Below are 16,536 nucleotides of genomic sequence, written 5' to 3'. Positions count from 1 at the left end.
TCCAAAGTTATGAATTTTTCGCTTAAAATAAAAGCGAACGGATTTATAAAAAATAAAAATTATATTAAATATCCTTTTTAAACAGAACGTATTTAAAGGGAATTTTTGTATACCCATAAAATGATAATGGAAAAAGCCGACCTTATTTCAATCGCGAAAAGCACCCTGGAAATCGAAATCGCAGAACTCCAGAAACTAGCCTCAAGATTGGGTGACGATTTTATAAAAGCAGTGGAAATCATCCATGCGGCAAAAGGAAAACTTATTGTGGTGGGAATCGGTAAATCGGCACATGTAGGCAATAAGATTGTGGCTACTTTAAATTCTACCGGTACTCCTTCCCAGTTCTTACATGCTTCTGAAGCCATTCATGGAGACCTTGGGGTAATCCAGAAGCAGGATGTGGTTTTGTGCATTTCCAATTCCGGCAACTCGCCGGAAATTGTGAACCTGGTGCCTTATTTGAAAGACTATTCACATGCATTAATCGGCATGACCGGAAATCCTTCCAGCAAGCTGGCGGAATTTTCCGACCTTATCCTGGATGCCCACGTCGATACGGAAGCATGCCCGAACAAACTGGCCCCAACGAGTTCAACCACCCTGCAGATGGCTCTGGGCGACGCTTTGGCTATTGTTTTAATGGAAATGAACGAATTCAAAGCCAACGATTTTGCCAAATTCCATCCTGGAGGCAGTCTTGGGAAAAATTTAATCTCAAAAGTTGACGATTTCCTTTCCTCACAGAAACCTCAGGTTACGGAAAACGCTACCGTGAAAGACGTCATTATCTCCATCAGCAGTTCCAGGCACGGGATTACCGTGGTGACGGAAGAAGATGAAATTATCGGGGTAATTACCGACGGAGACCTGAGAAGAATGCTGTTAAAAGGAGACGACATTTCGAAAGTCCTGGCAAAAGACATTATGTCTGCCCGTCCGAAAACGATTGAGAGAACGGCCTTAGCCAAAGAAGCCATGCAGATTTTAAAAGACAACAACATTGGACAGCTTGTGGTGACGGAAAACGGAAAGTATTTCGGGATTATCGACCTGCATAAGCTGTTGGACGAAGGAATCAATTAATGTAAATCCAAGGCAGAAATCCTATTGATCGGCAGGAAGGAGGCTGATGCCGGAAGCTTCTCCTTACGATATCAGGTCTAAAAGTCTTTAAATATCAAATGATCTTGCCGTGCTGTTTATATTTTTTTCAATTTGATAAATAAACTTCCATCTTCCTGCTTCCGACATCCCACTTTAGTAAAACTTTTTTCCTAAATTTGGAATCTTAAAAATATTATTCTGTGAGTGATGCTAAAGACATGTCCTTCTGGGGGCATATTGGCGAACTGAGAGGCCACCTCATCCGTTCGATTCTCGCCATAGTGGTTGCTGCGATCGTTATCGGTTTCAATATCAACTGGATTATGGACCACGTGTTCTTCGGTCCTACCCGAAATGATTTCGCCACTTTTGAAATGGTCAACCATTTTTCAAAAATGATTCTGGGCGAAGACAGCATCCATCTGCCAAAAGATTTTCCGGTGCGTGCCAGTAAGCTTTACCAGCAGTTCAATGTCATGATGGCCGTTTCCATTTTCGGCGGAATTGTTCTTGCCTTTCCCTATATCGTATGGGAACTGTGGCGGTTTATCAGTCCGGCCTTACATCCCAACGAAAGAAAAAACTCCCTTTTCGTTATCAATTCGGTTTGGATTTTATTTATGACCGGTGTTTTATGCGGGTATTACCTGATCCTTCCTTTTGCCGTTAACTTTGGGGTAATTTTCAAAATATCAGACATTATTATCCCGTTGTATGATCTCAGTGACTATACGACGCTGTTTTTACAGGTGGTTTTGGGAATGGGGGTTATTTTCCTTTTCCCTGTACTGATTTATTTTCTTACCACCATCGGAATTTTGACTCCGATATTCATGAGAACCTACCGTCGTCATGCTATTGTTTTGATTATGGTAGTTGCTGCGATCATTACGCCGGCAGATGTCCTCAGTATGCTGATGGCAGCGCTTCCGTTGCTTTTGTTATATGAATTCAGCATCATTATGTGTTCATATACCTACAAAAAAGTACAGAAGGCAGCGGCCAATTTACCGGTCGTTCAGAAATAAGTACTTAAACACTAAAATACATTCCCGCTGATTTTTTCTGCGGGATTTTTTTATGGAAGTGCTGATCTCTTTAACTTTGAATTTCCGCCACCCCTCCAACTTTTTGAGGGGAATAAAGGTTAAGAATATTCTTTGCTGTTTTATGATCGGGCTGTATGCATTCATGAAAGAATTTAATATTTAGAATATTAAATTTAATAAGTCAAAAAAAAACAAACATGAAATCAAATCACTTTAAAAATTGACAAGCGGAGCGAATTGGCAATTCACTATTCACCATTCACTTTCCAGAATGTAACAAAACCTCGGATCTTCCGTCTTATTAAAGAGATTTTATATTTTAAATTTAGTTCAGCATCGATTAATTCTTTATTTTAGACCATTAATTTTATTTCAGATGAAAAAACTTTCATATACGCTTTTATTTGTTTCAGGATTGATTTTCGGTCAGACCCGTGAAACAGATACTTATACGGTACTGGATACTTTAAAAGGATCCGATACTAAATACCGGAATTTCTGGGATGTAAAAAAATACGATCTTTCCGTAGAACCGGATTTTGTAACAAAAAGCATTAAGGGAAGCAACATCATCAGTTTTGAGATCACGAAAGATGTTACCAATCCTACTTTTCAGATTGATCTTCAGGAGCCTATGAAAGCCGATAAGGTAGAAGCCGGTTTTCCGGTAGCGGAATATAAACAGGAAGGAGATTTTATCTGGATTAAAACCAATAAAAGCTTTAAAAAAGGAGAAAAATATACGATAAAAGTTATGTACTCCGGAAATCCCACCATCGCTAAAAATGCGCCGTGGGACGGAGGCTGGGTATTTACCAAAGATAAAAACGGGAATCCATGGATGAGTGCTGCTGATGAAGGCATCGGGGCTTCGATCTGGCTGCCGGTGAAAGACATCTGGAGCGATGAACCGGACAATGGAATCGTGATGAAAATCATAACACCGAAAGATCTTGTGGGGGTAGGAAACGGAAGGCTGATCAGCAAAAAAGCGGAAGGCGGTAAAATGGCCTATACCTGGGAAGTGAAAAACCCGATTAATGCCTACTCCATTATTCCCAATATCGGTAAATATGTGAATTTTAAAGATACTTTCAGCGGAGAAAAGGGAAAGCTGGACCTGGATTACTGGGTGCTGGATTATAATATAGACAAAGCTAAAAAACAGTTTCAGCAGGTGAAGCCGATGCTGTCGGCTTTTGAATACTGGTTTGGCCCTTACCCGTTTTATGAAGATTCGTACAAGCTGGTAGAGTCGCCTTATCTGGGAATGGAACACCAGAGCAGCGTAGCTTACGGAAACGGATACCAGAACGGATACCGGGGAAGAGATCTTTCCGGAACCGGTGTCGGACTGAACTGGGACTTTATCATCATCCATGAAAGCGGCCACGAATGGTTTGCCAATAATATTACGGCTCAGGACCAGGCGGATATGTGGATCCATGAAAGTTTTACCAATTATTCCGAAGTGCTGTTTACCGAAAAGTACATGGATAAAAAATCGGCAGAGCTCTATGCTCAGGGAATCCGGAATATCATCCAGAACGACACACCCATTATCGGAAAATACGGCGTAAGAAACGAAGGCAGCGGCGATATGTATCCGAAAGGAGCCAGCATGATTCATACAATCCGCCAGGCAATCAACGATGATGGAAAATTCAGGCAGATCCTGAGAGGCCTCAATAAAGAGTTTTATCATCAGACGGTAACGACCGGACAAATTGAAGATTTTATTTCAAAAAAATCGGGAATTGATTTTTCCGGCGTCTTCGACCAGTATTTAAGAACGACCAAAGTTCCTGTTCTGGAATACGTTCAAAAAGGAGATGAACTGAAATTCCGCTATACGGATACCGTGAAGGATTTCAAACTTCCGATCATTGTCGAAGGCACAACCATCAACCCTACCGATCAATGGCAAACCGTAAAACTGAAGGTAGGAAAGCCGGTTGAATTCAACAAAAATTATTACATCAACTTTAAAAAGGTTTAATATATGAGACAGGCAAAACGGTGAAATGCGGTTTTGCTTCTTTATTTTTTTGAATTTAAAACAGAAAATTATTTTCAAAACAGGCAACATAAGCTCCTGTTAATTAACTACTTATTTAAGAATAGAATTTAATTTAACAAAGTTTAATATACATTTCCGTAACAAATTCAGTCGATCAGCAACTATTTAACTATAAATTGAACTCAATGAAAAAAGCAGCTTTAAGTTTGGGGATTTTAACCGCTTTTATGGTGAATGCCCAATCTATAAAAACCACCATTGACCTTGTTAATGTAAAAGACGATAAGGTGCCGGTAACGATGGAATTCCCTAAAATGAAATCCGGTGACGTCAAATTCCATTTTCCGAAAACGGTTCCGGGGACCTATTCCGTAGATGATTACGGACGTTTTGTGGAAAGCGTTAAATTCACGGACAACAAAGGAAAAGAAATTCCTTTTACCAAAGTCAATGACAATACCTACGCGCTGAAAAACGCACAGAATTTAAGCAAAGTAACTTACCTGGTAAATGACAGCTTTGATGACGAAATGGATGAATCGAAGCATAAGGCCGTATTTTCGCCTTCCGGAACGGACATTGAAGCCGGAAAAGTATATCTGATCAATACCCACGGCTTTATCGGGTATATCGATAATATGCAGGATGTACCTTATCAGCTGGTTGTGAAGAAACCGACGGACTTCTACGGAACCACCGCATTGGTTGATCAGGACAAATCCGAATCTACGGATACCTTTACCCTGGCCAATTATGCAAAAGTAACCGATTCACCGCTGATGTATACCAAACCGGATTACATCACCTTCAACGCGGGAGGAATGAACCTGGTACTGGGTGTGTATTCCCCGACCGGCAAATACAAAGCGGCCGATTTTAAAGAGAATCTTGAAAAGATGGTGCTGGCCCAGAAGAAGTTCCTGGGCGATATGAACACCAATAAAAAATATGCGATCATGCTGTATCTGGCCGGTACACAAGGGCCGCAGATCAAAGGATTCGGTGCCCTCGAACATCACGAATCCACAAGTGTTGTGCTTCCTGAGATGATGCCGAAGGAAGCAATCGATAAAGCCATTACCGATGTGGTTTCCCACGAATTTTTCCATACGGTGAATCCGCTGAAAACCCATTCCGAGGAAATCCACTACTTCGATTATGCAGATCCGAAAATGTCGCAACACCTTTGGATGTACGAAGGCGGTACGGAATATTTCGCCAATCTGTTCCAGATCCAGGAAGGCCTGATTACCAGAGACGAGTTTCTTCAAAGAATGAGCGAGAAAATCGCCAATTCCAAAAACTACAATGATACAATGCCTTTTACGGTAATGAGTAAAAACATCCTTAAAGATGAATACAAAGATCAATACCGAAACGTTTATGAAAAAGGTACCCTCCTGGCAATGTGCCTGGATATCGAACTGAGAAAACTGTCGAACGGGGAAATGGGCTACCGCGATATGATCCGTAAACTGTCCCAGCGGTTCGGCGAAAACAAACCGTTTAAAGACGACCAGTTAATTGATGAACTTGTTGCCGTTACGGGATATCCTCAGATCAAAGATTTTTACAATAAATACATTGCCGGGGATCAGCCTACCCCTTATGCACAGTATTTAAATATGGCAGGCGTGGAAATCAAAAAACAGGAAACGCCGCCGATGTTCTGGTTCATCAAAGATCCGCAGCAAACGGGTTATGACGAAAAGGATAATGCTTTTGTATTCGACGAAAGCTCTGCCCAGTCGCCTTTTGCCAAGAGCATCGGCCTGAAAATCACGGATAAGATTGTTGCCCTGGACGGAAAGACCATCAACGTCCAGAATATCCAGTCATTTATTGAATACTCAAGAACCATCAAGGAAGGACAGAATGTAACCGTTACCGTTTTGAGAAAGAACGGAGACAGGACCGACAAAATCGATCTTAAAGGAAAAGCACTTCTGGATAAGATGACGGTTGAAACCCTCGCGTTTAAAGCCAACCCTACGCCTGCCGAAAAGAAGCTGCAGGATCAGTGGCTGACCGGAAAGAAATAGTTTTAATTAAGATAAATTATATAAGCGGGGAAATTTTCTCCGCTTTTTTTATTGAACACAAATTCTTCGACTTTCGGAAGTAATCTAAATACAGACCTATCCAAACGATTCTCTATTATTATATCCGGATCCTATGGGATGGACAAACGGGATATTTAGGATATGACTTTTTAGATGTTAATAATTAATGTTTCCCCTGTAAGACCGGTTTCACCCGATGCTGTTATTGTTTTTTGCCCTTTTAGGGCATCATTAGGATTAGAAAGCAGCTTCCAAAAAAGTGATATTACGCAGTATGATCTGTAAAACCTGTGTTATCTGGGAAAAAAACTATACTTTACGGATGGTAATCCTGAATGTCGTTCCCTTCCCTATCTCCGTCTGTGAAATTTTGATGTCCCCGTTGTGGTATTCCTGGATTACCCTTTTGGCCAGAGACAGCCCCAATCCCCAGCCCCGCTTTTTGGTGGAATAGCCGGGTTTGAACGCGTTAGCGGCCTGCTGTTTCGTCATTCCGCTCCCGGTATCCTGTACCTGCACCACAATACTTTTGTTTCTTTCAATAACCGTCATTGAGATCGAGCCTTCACCTTTCATCGCATCAACGGCATTTTTTACCAGATTTTCAATTACCCAGCTCATCAGGATTTTGTTGTGGGGAACCGAGACCGTATGATTCGGCAGATGCAGGCCGAAGTTGATCTTTTTGGAAATCCTTGTTTTTAAGTAATCATAATTTTCCTGAATAGTGGCATTGAAATCCCGGTCGTTAAGTTCAGGAACGGAGCCAATCTTCGAAAACCTTTCGGAGATGGTCCTTAGCCGTTCAATGTCTTTTTCGATTTCATGCACCCCTTCGGAATCAGGCGTATCCAGCTTCATAATTTCCATCCAGCCGATCATCGAAGACAGGGGCGTTCCGATCTGGTGTGCCGTTTCTTTGGCCAAACCGGCCCAGAGATAACCTTCATCCGTTTTTTTTATGGTGCGGAAAAACCAGAAGGTGAATCCGAAATAGGAAAGAATAAACAATCCCAGAATATACGGAGAATACTGCAGGTTGTTCAGCAGACGGGAATTATCGTAATATACAAACTGCTTGTTGCCTTTCAGGATATTGATTTCGATCGGAGGATAGCTTTTTGCCATTTTTTTTGCCAGTGCAATGATCTCTGCCGAATTGTTTTCGATATCCTGCGGAATATTTTTATGCTCGATGATCTGGCCGCTTTTATCTAAAATAATCAGCGGGATGGTGGTATTGGAGCTGTAGATCTGCAAAAGCAACGCCTGAATTTCCAGATTGGGGTTTTCTGTTTCCTGCTGGAATCTTAAGGCACTTACCAGAATATCTACCCGCCGTACTTCTTCCCTCCGGAGAAAATTGATCAGAATCGTAGAGGCAACCACGGTCGTCAGCACAACAATGGTCATAAGGGTAAAAATGATCCAGTTATTCAGTCTTGCAAACAAGGATTTCTTCAAAATGTTGATTTATTTTAAAACATTCAGGATCTTCTGCAGTTCTGTGCTGCCACTGCCCTGGTAATTGTTGATGATGATTGAAAATACGTATTTCTTCCCTTCTTTTGAAGTGTGGAAACCCGCGTAGGATTTGGTGTCTCTCATGGTTCCGCTTTTCATTTTGATGCCGTTGTCCTGGGTAGGAAAACCTTCGTAATATACTTCAAACCAAGGCTGTTTTTTAGCATACAGCAGAGCCTGTACTTCCGCTTTTGCCGAAACGTAATTCTGAGGAGAAAGCCCGCTTCCGTCTGCAAAATTGATCATCGCCGGATTGATTCCCTTACCTTTCCAGAATTCTTTCAGGTAGGCAACCCCCGTTTTAAAGCTTGGATTCCCTTTCTTTTCTTTGGCTAAAGTTTTAATTAATGTTTCACCGTACATATTGATGCTTTTCCTTAAAAACCAATAGACGATTTTATCTAAAGTCGGTGATTCGTAGGTAAGGATAAGGTTCTGTCCAGGGAATTCCAAAGGTTTCTTTCCTTCGATTTCAAGCTGGGAATTCGTAACTACTTTCCCTGAAAGATCAATTCCTGATTCTTTCAGCCATTGCCCGATCTCCATTCCCAGCTGCAGAGGCGGATTGGGAACAGCTCCGGAAACCGTTACCAGTTTTGAGGGCAGGGTTCCGTTAATCAGCGCTACAGGGGAATAAGGTGCGGTAAAAACTAAACTCTGGTCCGAGCTCCCTCCTGCTTTCAGGTCATTCAGCCAGCTGACGCCTTCCAGAGGGTAGGAAAAACTTTTGAATTCCGTTCCGTTGATGTTGATATCGAACTGGTTTTCGCGCCAGTTGACGCCCCAGGCGCCGGCTCCGTAATAGTTCCCCAGATCATCCCACGGCCATCCTCCCGGAATGGTCTGGTGGTCGAAATATGAATCGTCAACGATCAGGTCGCCTGATATTTTTTTGATGCCCGATTTCCTGACGGCCTCTATGAGTTTCTGCTTAAAATTTTCCGGTTTATACGAGTCGTACCTCCAGCTTCCCAGGGTTGGATCACCGGTTGAGCTGATGAACAGATTGCCGTTCAGGTTCCCGTTTGAAATTGTTCCGGAATAGGCCGACGTTGTTTTATAGGTATAATTTTTACCCAAAACTTCCAAAGCTGCCGCTGCTGTGAATATCTTCTGGGTCGAAGCAGTGGAAAGGCCTTTGTTTCCCTGATAATCATAAACGGGATTCCCGCTTTCATCCGAAACATAAAAGGATAAATTAGACGAAACCGCACCGGAGGATTCCATCAGGTTTTTGGTGGCAGCATCCAATTTAAGAGCAATATTCTGCGCCATGACCATTTGGGTTGAAAGGAGAAATATCGGGAAAACGTTTTTCATGAAGGATTGTTTATTCAAATATAATTTAAAATTACGGCACTTTTTGCCTTACCAGTCTTTTTCGAATTCTTTAAATTCTTCTTCATTAAAAAGAATCCGGTAATTTTCCGTCTTTTCAAATGACCGGTCACAGAAATCGGAAACTTCTTCATAGCTGTCCTGATCCATAAAAAGTAACATCTGGGATCGCTTTACATATTCTGTTTTATCTTCATAGTCTTCCAGTAAAGATTCCTGCCAGGGTTCTTCATTACATCTTAAACAGTGGTCTTTCCAAAGGGCTTTATATCCGCAGATTTCACAGTCTTCCAGATTTTCAAACATTAATCTGATCTTATTCCCGTCTTCTTCCGAAAACAGATGTAACGGGAGGGATCTTAACAACAGATAATAGTTGGGGTTTCTGACATTTAATGAAATATATGTTTCATCGCCGGATAAATATACCTGCATCCCCCTAAAAGAATTGAGTGTGTCTATCTTTTTTATTTCACTTAGCTTAAACAGAAAACCGTCATTAAGAAAAACAGAGTCATCTTTAATATGAATAACAGATATGTCTTTTATATAATGGTTAATGCACAAAGTTATATCCCAGCCATTGACCACTCTTAATTTGCCCGCACTGCCGCATTTCTCGCAGGTTTTAACCGATAAGTATTCATATTTTCTTATTATTTCCTGAATTTCAGTATTGAGTTTCTCGTCTTCTGAAAAGGCATAGCACCGCAACCCGCCAAATTTTTCTTTTCCTCCGACTCTGTCATCAAGATTCCAGCCCGCCAGGCAAAATTCGTAGAGCATATCACGGATTAGTTTATGCCAACCCTTACCGTTTAGCTGAAAATTGAGTAGATAGGTTTCAACAAACTGATCGGTTTCCCGTTTTGAATATTTCATAACTGCTACAGCTCAGAACCCGACTCAATCTCGTACGGCTCTTTATTTTTTTCAAAAATCCTCGTCATTTCGGTGCCTTCTACCGTTATCCGGTCGCCGGTTCTCCTGATCCAGTTTCCTTCGCGAAGGCCTACGACTTTAAGATCGTTCTGTGTTAAAAATTCTCTGATTCTCGTTTCCCTTGTTTCACCGTTATGCTTCAGATCGGGGTTCGGATCGAGGTAATGCGGGTTGATGTTGAACGGAACCAGTCCCATGCACTCGAAGCTCGGAGGATATACAATCGGCATATCGTTCGTGGTTTTCATATTCTGTCCGCCGATGTTGCTGCCGGCGCTGCAGCCCAAATACGGCTTTCCGCTCTCTATACTTTGCTTCAGCACATTCATCAGCCCTTCTTCATGCAACGTTTTAACCAACAGAAACGTATTTCCGCCGCCTGTAAAGAAACCTTTGGCCTGGTTAACCGCTTCAGCCTTATCAGCAAATTCATGAAGCCCTGTTATTTTAATATCAATGCCATTAAAGAAAGACTTTGCTTTTTCCGTGTAATCCTCATGAGAAATCCCACCGGGCCTTGCAAAGGGAATGAAGATGATTTCATCAATTCCCTCGTATAGTTTAATGATTTCTTCTTTTAAGTATTCCAGATACTGCCCGCCGAAAAGTGTGGAGGTAGATGCGAGTATAATGTTCATAAATTTTACACTTTGTTGTCACTTACAAAGATAATCCAAACTGCTGCGAATCTAAAATTATGATAAAAAAATAGTTGGTCCCGTTAATGTTTTCTAAAAAACCTTAAAGCTTCTGAATTTTATTTTTTCATAAAAATGGAATTTTCTACCTTTATAACACGTTTAAAATGTAGGAATTATGAAAATGACAAAAATGAACAGAAACCTTTTATTAGGTTTGATATTGACAGGAGCCGTAAGTTTTGCCAACGCACAGACAACTCAGACGGACAGTGCCACTACGACCACCGCAACCGTTCAGGCAACGGGAAATCCAGCCATCGATGCGCTTAAAAAGAAAATCGAAGCCAATCCTAAAGATACGGAATCCCTTGCTCAGTTAGCTGGAGCTTATCAGGAAGCATCTGACTGGACCAATGCGATTGAGACCTGGAAAAAAATATCGGTATTGCTGCCGGACTGGGCGCCTTCTTACTACAGCCAGGCCTATGCCTATCAGTCTGCTAAAGATGATGCCAACGCCAAACTGGCTTATGAGAAATATATTGCGACCGTAAAGCCGGAAGAGGTAGAACAGAATAAAAAGAATCTGGCCTATGCCTATTTCTATGTCGCTTTCTCCGAACAGCAAAGCAACCCTGACAAAGCGAAAGAACATATCGCCAAATCGTTGCAGTATGATCCAAGCAATCAGGACGCCGTAAAATTAAGCCAGGCTTTAAATTCATAGTGTTGAAAGACCCGATTCTTCCGGGTCTTTTTTCTTTGCCGTTTATTGATGTCAATGGTGAATTTGCTGATACAAGTGAATGGTGAATTTTGCATGGCAAATGAATGGTGAATTTAAAATTGACAAGCAAAGCGATTGACTATTCACCATTTAAAATGCGGGTTCTCAAAACCACCCCGTCAAAAATTCCTTCGGAATTTTCGCCACCCCTCCAAGGGAGTGGAATTGCGGTTAAGGTATGCTTTGAGGTTTTATGATTGAAAATCCAAACTTTATTTAAATTGACAAGCGAAGCGGATTGACCATTGACCATTCACCCTTCACTTTTTAACCTTAACCAAAATTAATTTCCTCCTCAAAAACGGAATGACTATCTTTGTATAAATAAATCTCAAAACAAATGAAATTTTTTATTGACACGGCCAATTTAGAGCAGATCAAAGAAGCAAAAGATCTGGGAATCCTTGATGGGGTAACGACGAATCCGTCATTGATGGCGAAAGAAGGAATCCGGGGAGCAGAAGCAATTAAGAATCACTATAAAGCGATCTGTGAGATCGTAGACGGCGATATATCGGCTGAAGTACTTTCTACCACATATGAAGAAATGATTAAAGAAGGGGATGAGCTGGCGGCCATCCACCCGAACATCGTAGTAAAAATCCCGATGATCAAAGACGGGATCAAAGCGTTAAAATATTTTTCAGATAAAGGCATCAAAACCAACTGTACCTTAATTTTCTCTCCGGGACAGGCGCTTCTTGCAGCAAAAGCAGGTGCTACTTACGTTTCTCCTTTCTTGGGAAGACTGGATGATATTTCAACCGACGGATTAAACCTGATCCGGGAAATCCGGTTGATTTTCGATAACTATATGTATGAAACAGAAATTCTGGCAGCTTCAATCCGTCATGCGATGCACATCATCGACTGTGCGAAGATCGGTGCTGATGTGATCACGTCACCGCTTCCTCCGATCTTGAGCCTGCTGAAACATCCTTTAACGGATAACGGATTGGCTCAGTTTATTGCAGATTCTCAGAAATTGGCATAAGCACTGATTATAATATAAAGAAAAACAGGCGCGGAAACTTTGTTTCCGCGCCTGTTTTTATACCTGATTATTTTCCGTAATCGTTTTAATAACCCTACAGGGATTTCCTACAGCGACCACATTATCCGGAATATCCTTCGTTACAACGCTTCCCGCTCCGATCACCGTGTTATTCCCGATGGTAATCCCCGGAAGCACGACGACATTTCCTCCGAACCATACATTGTCTCCAATCTCGATCGGATGGGCAGATTCCAGTCCTTGATTGCGCTGCCTGACATCGATCGGATGACTGGCTGTATAAAAACTGCAGTTCGGGCCGATGAAAACATTACTTCCGAAAGTCACTTTTGCACAATCTAAAATTACGAGGTTGTGATTGGAGTAAAAATTCTCCCCCACTTCAATATTATATCCGTAATCGCACCAGAAGGCTGGTTCAATCCAGATATTTCCGTCTGTTTTCCCTAATATTTTTTTGAGTAAGGCAGTCCGGCCTTCAGAATCTGAATTTTTCAGGTTGTTGTATTCCTGGCAAAGATCTTTTGCTGTTATTCTTTCATTGATGAGTTCCTGGTCATAATTTGCATTATACAGAAGCCCCTGCGCGCACTTTTCTTTTTCTGTCATAGTTTGTTTATTGGTGATGATTTTGGTTGATCATTTAAAGATAATAAAAAGAAAACAGGATGAAAAATGATTTTCACCCTGTTTGATATGAATATTACGGTATGTATTACTTCAACAGTTCCGGTTCAATGGGATTATTATCTTTGGCCAGCCTCTCTCTGGTATTTTTTTCCCTGGCCCGCATCACCTGGTTGGGATCAGAAATTTCTTTTCCGCTAGCATCCTTGAATTTAAATGACACTTTAACATCACCATTCCCTCCCATCATCTGTTTCATGTTTTTAGTAGGATCATTCACATAGTCTTTCCAGACTTTTCTGAACTGGTTCTCTGTCACTTCGAGTTCTTTTCCTCCCATTCCCAAAACCCTGATGTTCTGCGGCAGTTCGGGCTCCTTGTCTGATGCTGAAACTTCAGCAATTTTTTTGTTTCCTACCAAAGTCATGATATGCGACCCTGTGGTATCTTCAATTTTTACAATTAATCCCGGCAATCCATAGAATTTATATGGGCCATCCTGAAAGGGAATATCCGTTGAAAACCATGCCACCCATTCTCTTCCCCCAAAACTCGTAGTCGCCTTTTGGGTATTGTATTCTCCTATCTTCTGCTTATCCGAAAGGATTTTCCATTCCGGCTTCTGGCCTTCTTTTATCTTGTACCGGTCCGAGGAAATATTCCTGAACAGATAGGTGTTAAAATCGGGATATGCCTTGGTCACTTTATAGGATACCTGTCCCTGTTTTTCTTTCCGGTTAATATTCATATTTCCGGAATTAGACTTCATCTGTTTCTGAATTTCGACATTAGTGATGGAATCGGAGACAAATTTATCACGGCTATAGTAGGTGGACCCTTTTTCGTCTATATCAAGGTACATCATTTCATTTTTTACGTCTTCCTTATTGTTGGAATCCGGTATGAATTTGTACTCGTAGAAAAAACGGTTGATCTGTGCCTGGGCAAGAATGCCTAAGACAAGGCATCCGAAAGCTAAAAATTTTTTCATGATTAATTTAATTGATTATAATTTTCACTTTTTCATGTAAGACCGATACTAAACAATCAGTCATACACTTCTGAATTTCAATAAAAGGCCCTGCCCGATTTTCAGTTCATCATATCAGGGCCTTTTGGTGATTATTTTGTTTCAATCCTGATCTCGCCGGTGGTTTTCGATCCGTCGGTGGAGGTTTTATTGATGTTGACGGTCTTGATATTTTTGGCATCCAGGGCCTGCATCTGTACATTTGTGGATTCTTTCCCGTTGATGTAGATTTTAAGATTCTCTGTATTGCCATCAAGATTTTTTATTCCTGAACCCGCCAAAGACTGGTCTTTCATATTAATTCTGATGTTATCCGTATTGACTCTAAAAATTTTGTCGGTTGGTAATTTTTTGGAAACATTGCTGTACAAATATACTTTGCGGTCACCGTTCAATGCTCTCCGCTCAACTTCCAGTTTTACCCTCTCGCCTTCCAGCTTGGCTCTTTTTTCTTCCAGTCTGGCCCTTTCCTTTTCCAGCTTAGCCCTTTTTCTGGCCATAGATGCGGTTTCTTTAGGTTTCTTTTCGGATATTCTGATGGCTTTTTCCATTTCGGGAGACCATTTCATATCTTTTGAACCGTTAAAAGTATAGACTTTCACTCTTGGAACAACCGGTGCATCAGGAGCATCGGGTGCTTGCCGGATATCCGGAAAATCGAACTTGATTTCGGGCATATCAGGCATTTCAATATTAAGCTCCTTAAGGTTTTTTACTTCATCCTTCCACTCTTTCGATCTGAAATAATCATTGATATTGATATCCTTTCCGTTCATCTTAATGACCATTGCAGAATTAAGATAATCCTTTGTACTCGCTATTTTCCCGATTTCACCGGAAAGCTTTCCGATCTCTTCAAGATTTTTATAGTATTCATCGCTTTTGGGTTCAAGTTTCTGCAGCATCTCTGTTTTCTTCTGAAGTTTCTGGCTTAAATTTGCGATCTTCTTATCATCGTCGGCTTTTCTGTACACTTTCGGGGCAGCCATACTTCTTTTCGGATCCGGAACAATCGTATCTTTTTTTATATCAACCGTATCTTGTTGACTAGTGATCTGATCTCCCTTTCCGATCCGGGCAACCGCTTTTTCAATTTCCGTATTGGTGGCTTTGATCTCCTGGTTTTTGGCATTGACTAAGTAGGTAAATGCAACTGTAAATACGACCGGTAACGCTAAAATTCTACGCGCATATCCGAATTTGGTTTTGGGTTTCTGTAACATTTTTAATCGTTTTTTTAGATTGGAACTGAGAAACGGACTGGTGGCAGGCAACGGGTTTCCGGAAAAGTGGCTTGCCAAAAGCATCTGCGCAAATGCTTGGGTATCCGATTGTTTGACGGCCTTTTTATCGGCCAGGTATTCGTGAATTAAACTGATTTCTTTTTTGATGATATGAAAGAACGGATTGAACCAGAACACAGAAGTAATGATTTCAATAAAAATTTTATCGAAGGAATGTTTCTGCTCAATATGCACCATCTCGTGTTTTAGGATCTGTTTTCCGATATTGGAATTCAGTGTGATGGAATTCTTCCAGAAAAGATTCTTAAAGTAAGAAAACGGGGCCTCCGAAAGGTCGGTCCGGTAAAAATTGATGCCGTCGAAAGTTTCCTTTGGGAAACTTTCCTTCAGCTGGCGGATCCTGAAGATCCCGTAGGCAAATCTTCCTAGAAAACAGAAAGAAACAAGTCCCAGAGCTGAAAAAATAATTCTAAAATAAATGTCGTCATAATCTGAGTTTTTGATGGTATTGAAATATTGTACCTGATCTATCAACTTATAAACATCACTGCTTACTTCAATGGTAAAGTCTTCAACCTTTATCAGAGGAAGCAGAAGTGAGAGGAGCATCGCAGACAAAAGATAAAATCTGTTGTAGTGATGAAACGTCCTGTCTTTTAAAGACAACTGATAATACAGAAACGTTACACCGGAGCATAAAATAACTTTACCGAAATAGAAAAGTACAGTTTCCATAGGAATTAGTTTTTCTTTTTAAGTTCGTTTAAAAGCATTTCAAGGTCCTCCACCGTCATCTCATTTTTCTCTACCAGAAAAGAAACGGCGCTTTTGTAAGAACCCTTGAAATAATTTTTCACCAGGCTCTTCATGGTTTTGCCGGAATACTGCTCCTTGGTTACCCGCGGAAAATATTCATGCTGCCTTCCATATACGTTGTAATCGACGAATTCTTTTTCTTTCAGCACTTTCAGGATGGTAGAAACGGTATTCGTATGAGGTTTCGGCTCAGGAAAAAGATCAAGCCTGAAGATTTGTAAGCCGTTCCGAAATCTTCCTGAAGAAGCATGACATCTGCCCCGGAATTTTTCAAATAATTTTCGACTTCAGCCCTTGCAACGATTCCTGACTTTGTATTGAAAGATATGACTT

13 protein-coding genes and 2 pseudogenes are annotated in these 16,536 nt (G+C 41.1%); 6 read left to right on the top strand and 9 right to left on the bottom strand.

Going from position 1 to position 16,536, the window contains the following annotated elements; all coding sequences use genetic code 11:
- Window positions 1–126: 126 nt before the first annotated feature.
- From FY557_RS11945 to FY557_RS11930, 4 genes are all read left to right on the top strand, one after another.
- A complete protein-coding gene (locus tag FY557_RS11945; RefSeq protein WP_149247478.1) occupies window positions 127–1,086 on the top strand; it encodes an SIS domain-containing protein in 960 nt (319 codons plus the stop codon).
- Window positions 1,087–1,307: 221 nt separating this feature from the next.
- Window positions 1,308–2,135, top strand: coding sequence for a twin-arginine translocase subunit TatC (gene tatC / locus FY557_RS11940; RefSeq protein ID WP_185151715.1), 828 nt, complete (start codon window positions 1,308–1,310; stop codon window positions 2,133–2,135).
- A 397-nt stretch (window positions 2,136–2,532) separates the two neighbouring features.
- Window positions 2,533–4,155, top strand: coding sequence for a M1 family metallopeptidase (locus FY557_RS11935; RefSeq protein ID WP_149247477.1), 1,623 nt, complete (start codon window positions 2,533–2,535; stop codon window positions 4,153–4,155).
- A 206-nt stretch (window positions 4,156–4,361) separates the two neighbouring features.
- Entirely contained in the window at window positions 4,362–6,218 is a 1,857-nt protein-coding gene (locus FY557_RS11930) for a PDZ domain-containing protein (protein ID WP_149247476.1), read from the top strand.
- A 330-nt stretch (window positions 6,219–6,548) separates the two neighbouring features.
- Here the strand turns inward: FY557_RS11930 and FY557_RS11925 are convergent, their stop codons facing one another.
- From FY557_RS11925 to pepE, 4 genes are all read right to left on the bottom strand, one after another.
- Window positions 6,549–7,706, bottom strand: a complete 1,158-nt coding sequence (locus tag FY557_RS11925; protein WP_410495955.1) for a sensor histidine kinase — start codon at window positions 7,704–7,706, stop codon at window positions 6,549–6,551.
- A 6-nt stretch (window positions 7,707–7,712) separates the two neighbouring features.
- Window positions 7,713–9,083, bottom strand: coding sequence for a D-alanyl-D-alanine carboxypeptidase/D-alanyl-D-alanine-endopeptidase (dacB, locus tag FY557_RS11920; RefSeq protein ID WP_149247475.1), 1,371 nt, complete (start codon window positions 9,081–9,083; stop codon window positions 7,713–7,715).
- 48 nt (window positions 9,084–9,131) lie between these two features.
- The gene (locus tag FY557_RS11915) at window positions 9,132–9,887 is read right to left on the bottom strand and encodes a hypothetical protein (RefSeq protein ID WP_149247474.1); all 756 of its coding nucleotides are present in this window, start codon (window positions 9,885–9,887) and stop codon (window positions 9,132–9,134) included.
- Between the two features lie 101 nt (window positions 9,888–9,988).
- A complete protein-coding gene (gene pepE, locus FY557_RS11910) occupies window positions 9,989–10,681 on the bottom strand; it encodes a dipeptidase PepE (protein WP_149247473.1) in 693 nt (230 codons plus the stop codon).
- 178 nt (window positions 10,682–10,859) lie between these two features.
- Between pepE and FY557_RS11905 the strand changes: the two genes are divergently transcribed.
- Both FY557_RS11905 and fsa read left to right on the top strand, forming a co-directional pair.
- Complete coding sequence (locus tag FY557_RS11905) at window positions 10,860–11,411, top strand: hypothetical protein (protein ID WP_149247472.1); 552 nt, start codon at window positions 10,860–10,862, stop codon at window positions 11,409–11,411.
- Between the two features lie 400 nt (window positions 11,412–11,811).
- Window positions 11,812–12,465, top strand: a complete 654-nt coding sequence (gene fsa / locus FY557_RS11900) for a fructose-6-phosphate aldolase (protein WP_149247471.1) — start codon at window positions 11,812–11,814, stop codon at window positions 12,463–12,465.
- A gap of 57 nt (window positions 12,466–12,522) precedes the next feature.
- Here the strand turns inward: fsa and FY557_RS11895 are convergent, their stop codons facing one another.
- From FY557_RS11895 to FY557_RS20360, 5 genes and pseudogenes are all read right to left on the bottom strand, one after another.
- A complete protein-coding gene (locus FY557_RS11895; protein ID WP_149247470.1) occupies window positions 12,523–13,095 on the bottom strand; it encodes a sugar O-acetyltransferase in 573 nt (190 codons plus the stop codon).
- A 106-nt stretch (window positions 13,096–13,201) separates the two neighbouring features.
- The gene (locus FY557_RS11890; RefSeq protein WP_149247469.1) at window positions 13,202–14,104 is read right to left on the bottom strand and encodes a GLPGLI family protein; all 903 of its coding nucleotides are present in this window, start codon (window positions 14,102–14,104) and stop codon (window positions 13,202–13,204) included.
- Between the two features lie 131 nt (window positions 14,105–14,235).
- On the bottom strand, window positions 14,236–16,122 hold the full coding sequence (locus tag FY557_RS11885; protein ID WP_149247468.1) for a M56 family metallopeptidase: 1,887 nt from the start codon (window positions 16,120–16,122) through the stop codon (window positions 14,236–14,238).
- Between the two features lie 5 nt (window positions 16,123–16,127).
- Window positions 16,128–16,409: pseudogene (locus tag FY557_RS11880) on the bottom strand (BlaI/MecI/CopY family transcriptional regulator); the annotation flags it as partial.
- Window positions 16,355–16,536 (bottom strand): annotated as a pseudogene (locus FY557_RS20360) (hypothetical protein); the annotation flags it as partial. The pseudogenes FY557_RS11880 and FY557_RS20360, both read right to left, overlap by 55 nt.

The sequence above is a fragment of the Chryseobacterium sp. SN22 genome, from assembly GCF_008329705.1.
Classification (GTDB): Bacteria; Bacteroidota; Bacteroidia; order Flavobacteriales; family Weeksellaceae; genus Chryseobacterium.
The sequence above is the reverse complement of the archived record's forward strand: the minus strand, read 5'-3'. Positions and strand labels throughout refer to the sequence as shown.

Bases quoted from the DNA above. Each gene is read 5' to 3' on its own strand.
- pepE (WP_149247473.1), bottom strand. From the start codon at position 10,681: ATGAACATTATACTCGCATCTACCTCCACACTTTTCGGCGGGCAGTAT.
- FY557_RS11890 (WP_149247469.1), bottom strand. From the start codon at position 14,104: ATGAAAAAATTTTTAGCTTTCGGATGCCTTGTCTTAGGCATTCTTGCC.
- FY557_RS11915 (WP_149247474.1), bottom strand. From the start codon at position 9,887: ATGCTCTACGAATTTTGCCTGGCGGGCTGGAATCTTGATGACAGAGTC.
- FY557_RS11935 (WP_149247477.1), top strand. From the start codon at position 2,533: ATGAAAAAACTTTCATATACGCTTTTATTTGTTTCAGGATTGATTTTC.
- FY557_RS11885 (WP_149247468.1), bottom strand. From the start codon at position 16,122: ATGGAAACTGTACTTTTCTATTTCGGTAAAGTTATTTTATGCTCCGGT.
- FY557_RS11905 (WP_149247472.1), top strand. From the start codon at position 10,860: ATGAAAATGACAAAAATGAACAGAAACCTTTTATTAGGTTTGATATTG.
- dacB (WP_149247475.1), bottom strand. From the start codon at position 9,083: ATGAAAAACGTTTTCCCGATATTTCTCCTTTCAACCCAAATGGTCATG.
- FY557_RS11895 (WP_149247470.1), bottom strand. From the start codon at position 13,095: ATGACAGAAAAAGAAAAGTGCGCGCAGGGGCTTCTGTATAATGCAAAT.
- FY557_RS11930 (WP_149247476.1), top strand. From the start codon at position 4,362: ATGAAAAAAGCAGCTTTAAGTTTGGGGATTTTAACCGCTTTTATGGTG.
- FY557_RS11945 (WP_149247478.1), top strand. From the start codon at position 127: ATGGAAAAAGCCGACCTTATTTCAATCGCGAAAAGCACCCTGGAAATC.
- fsa (WP_149247471.1), top strand. From the start codon at position 11,812: ATGAAATTTTTTATTGACACGGCCAATTTAGAGCAGATCAAAGAAGCA.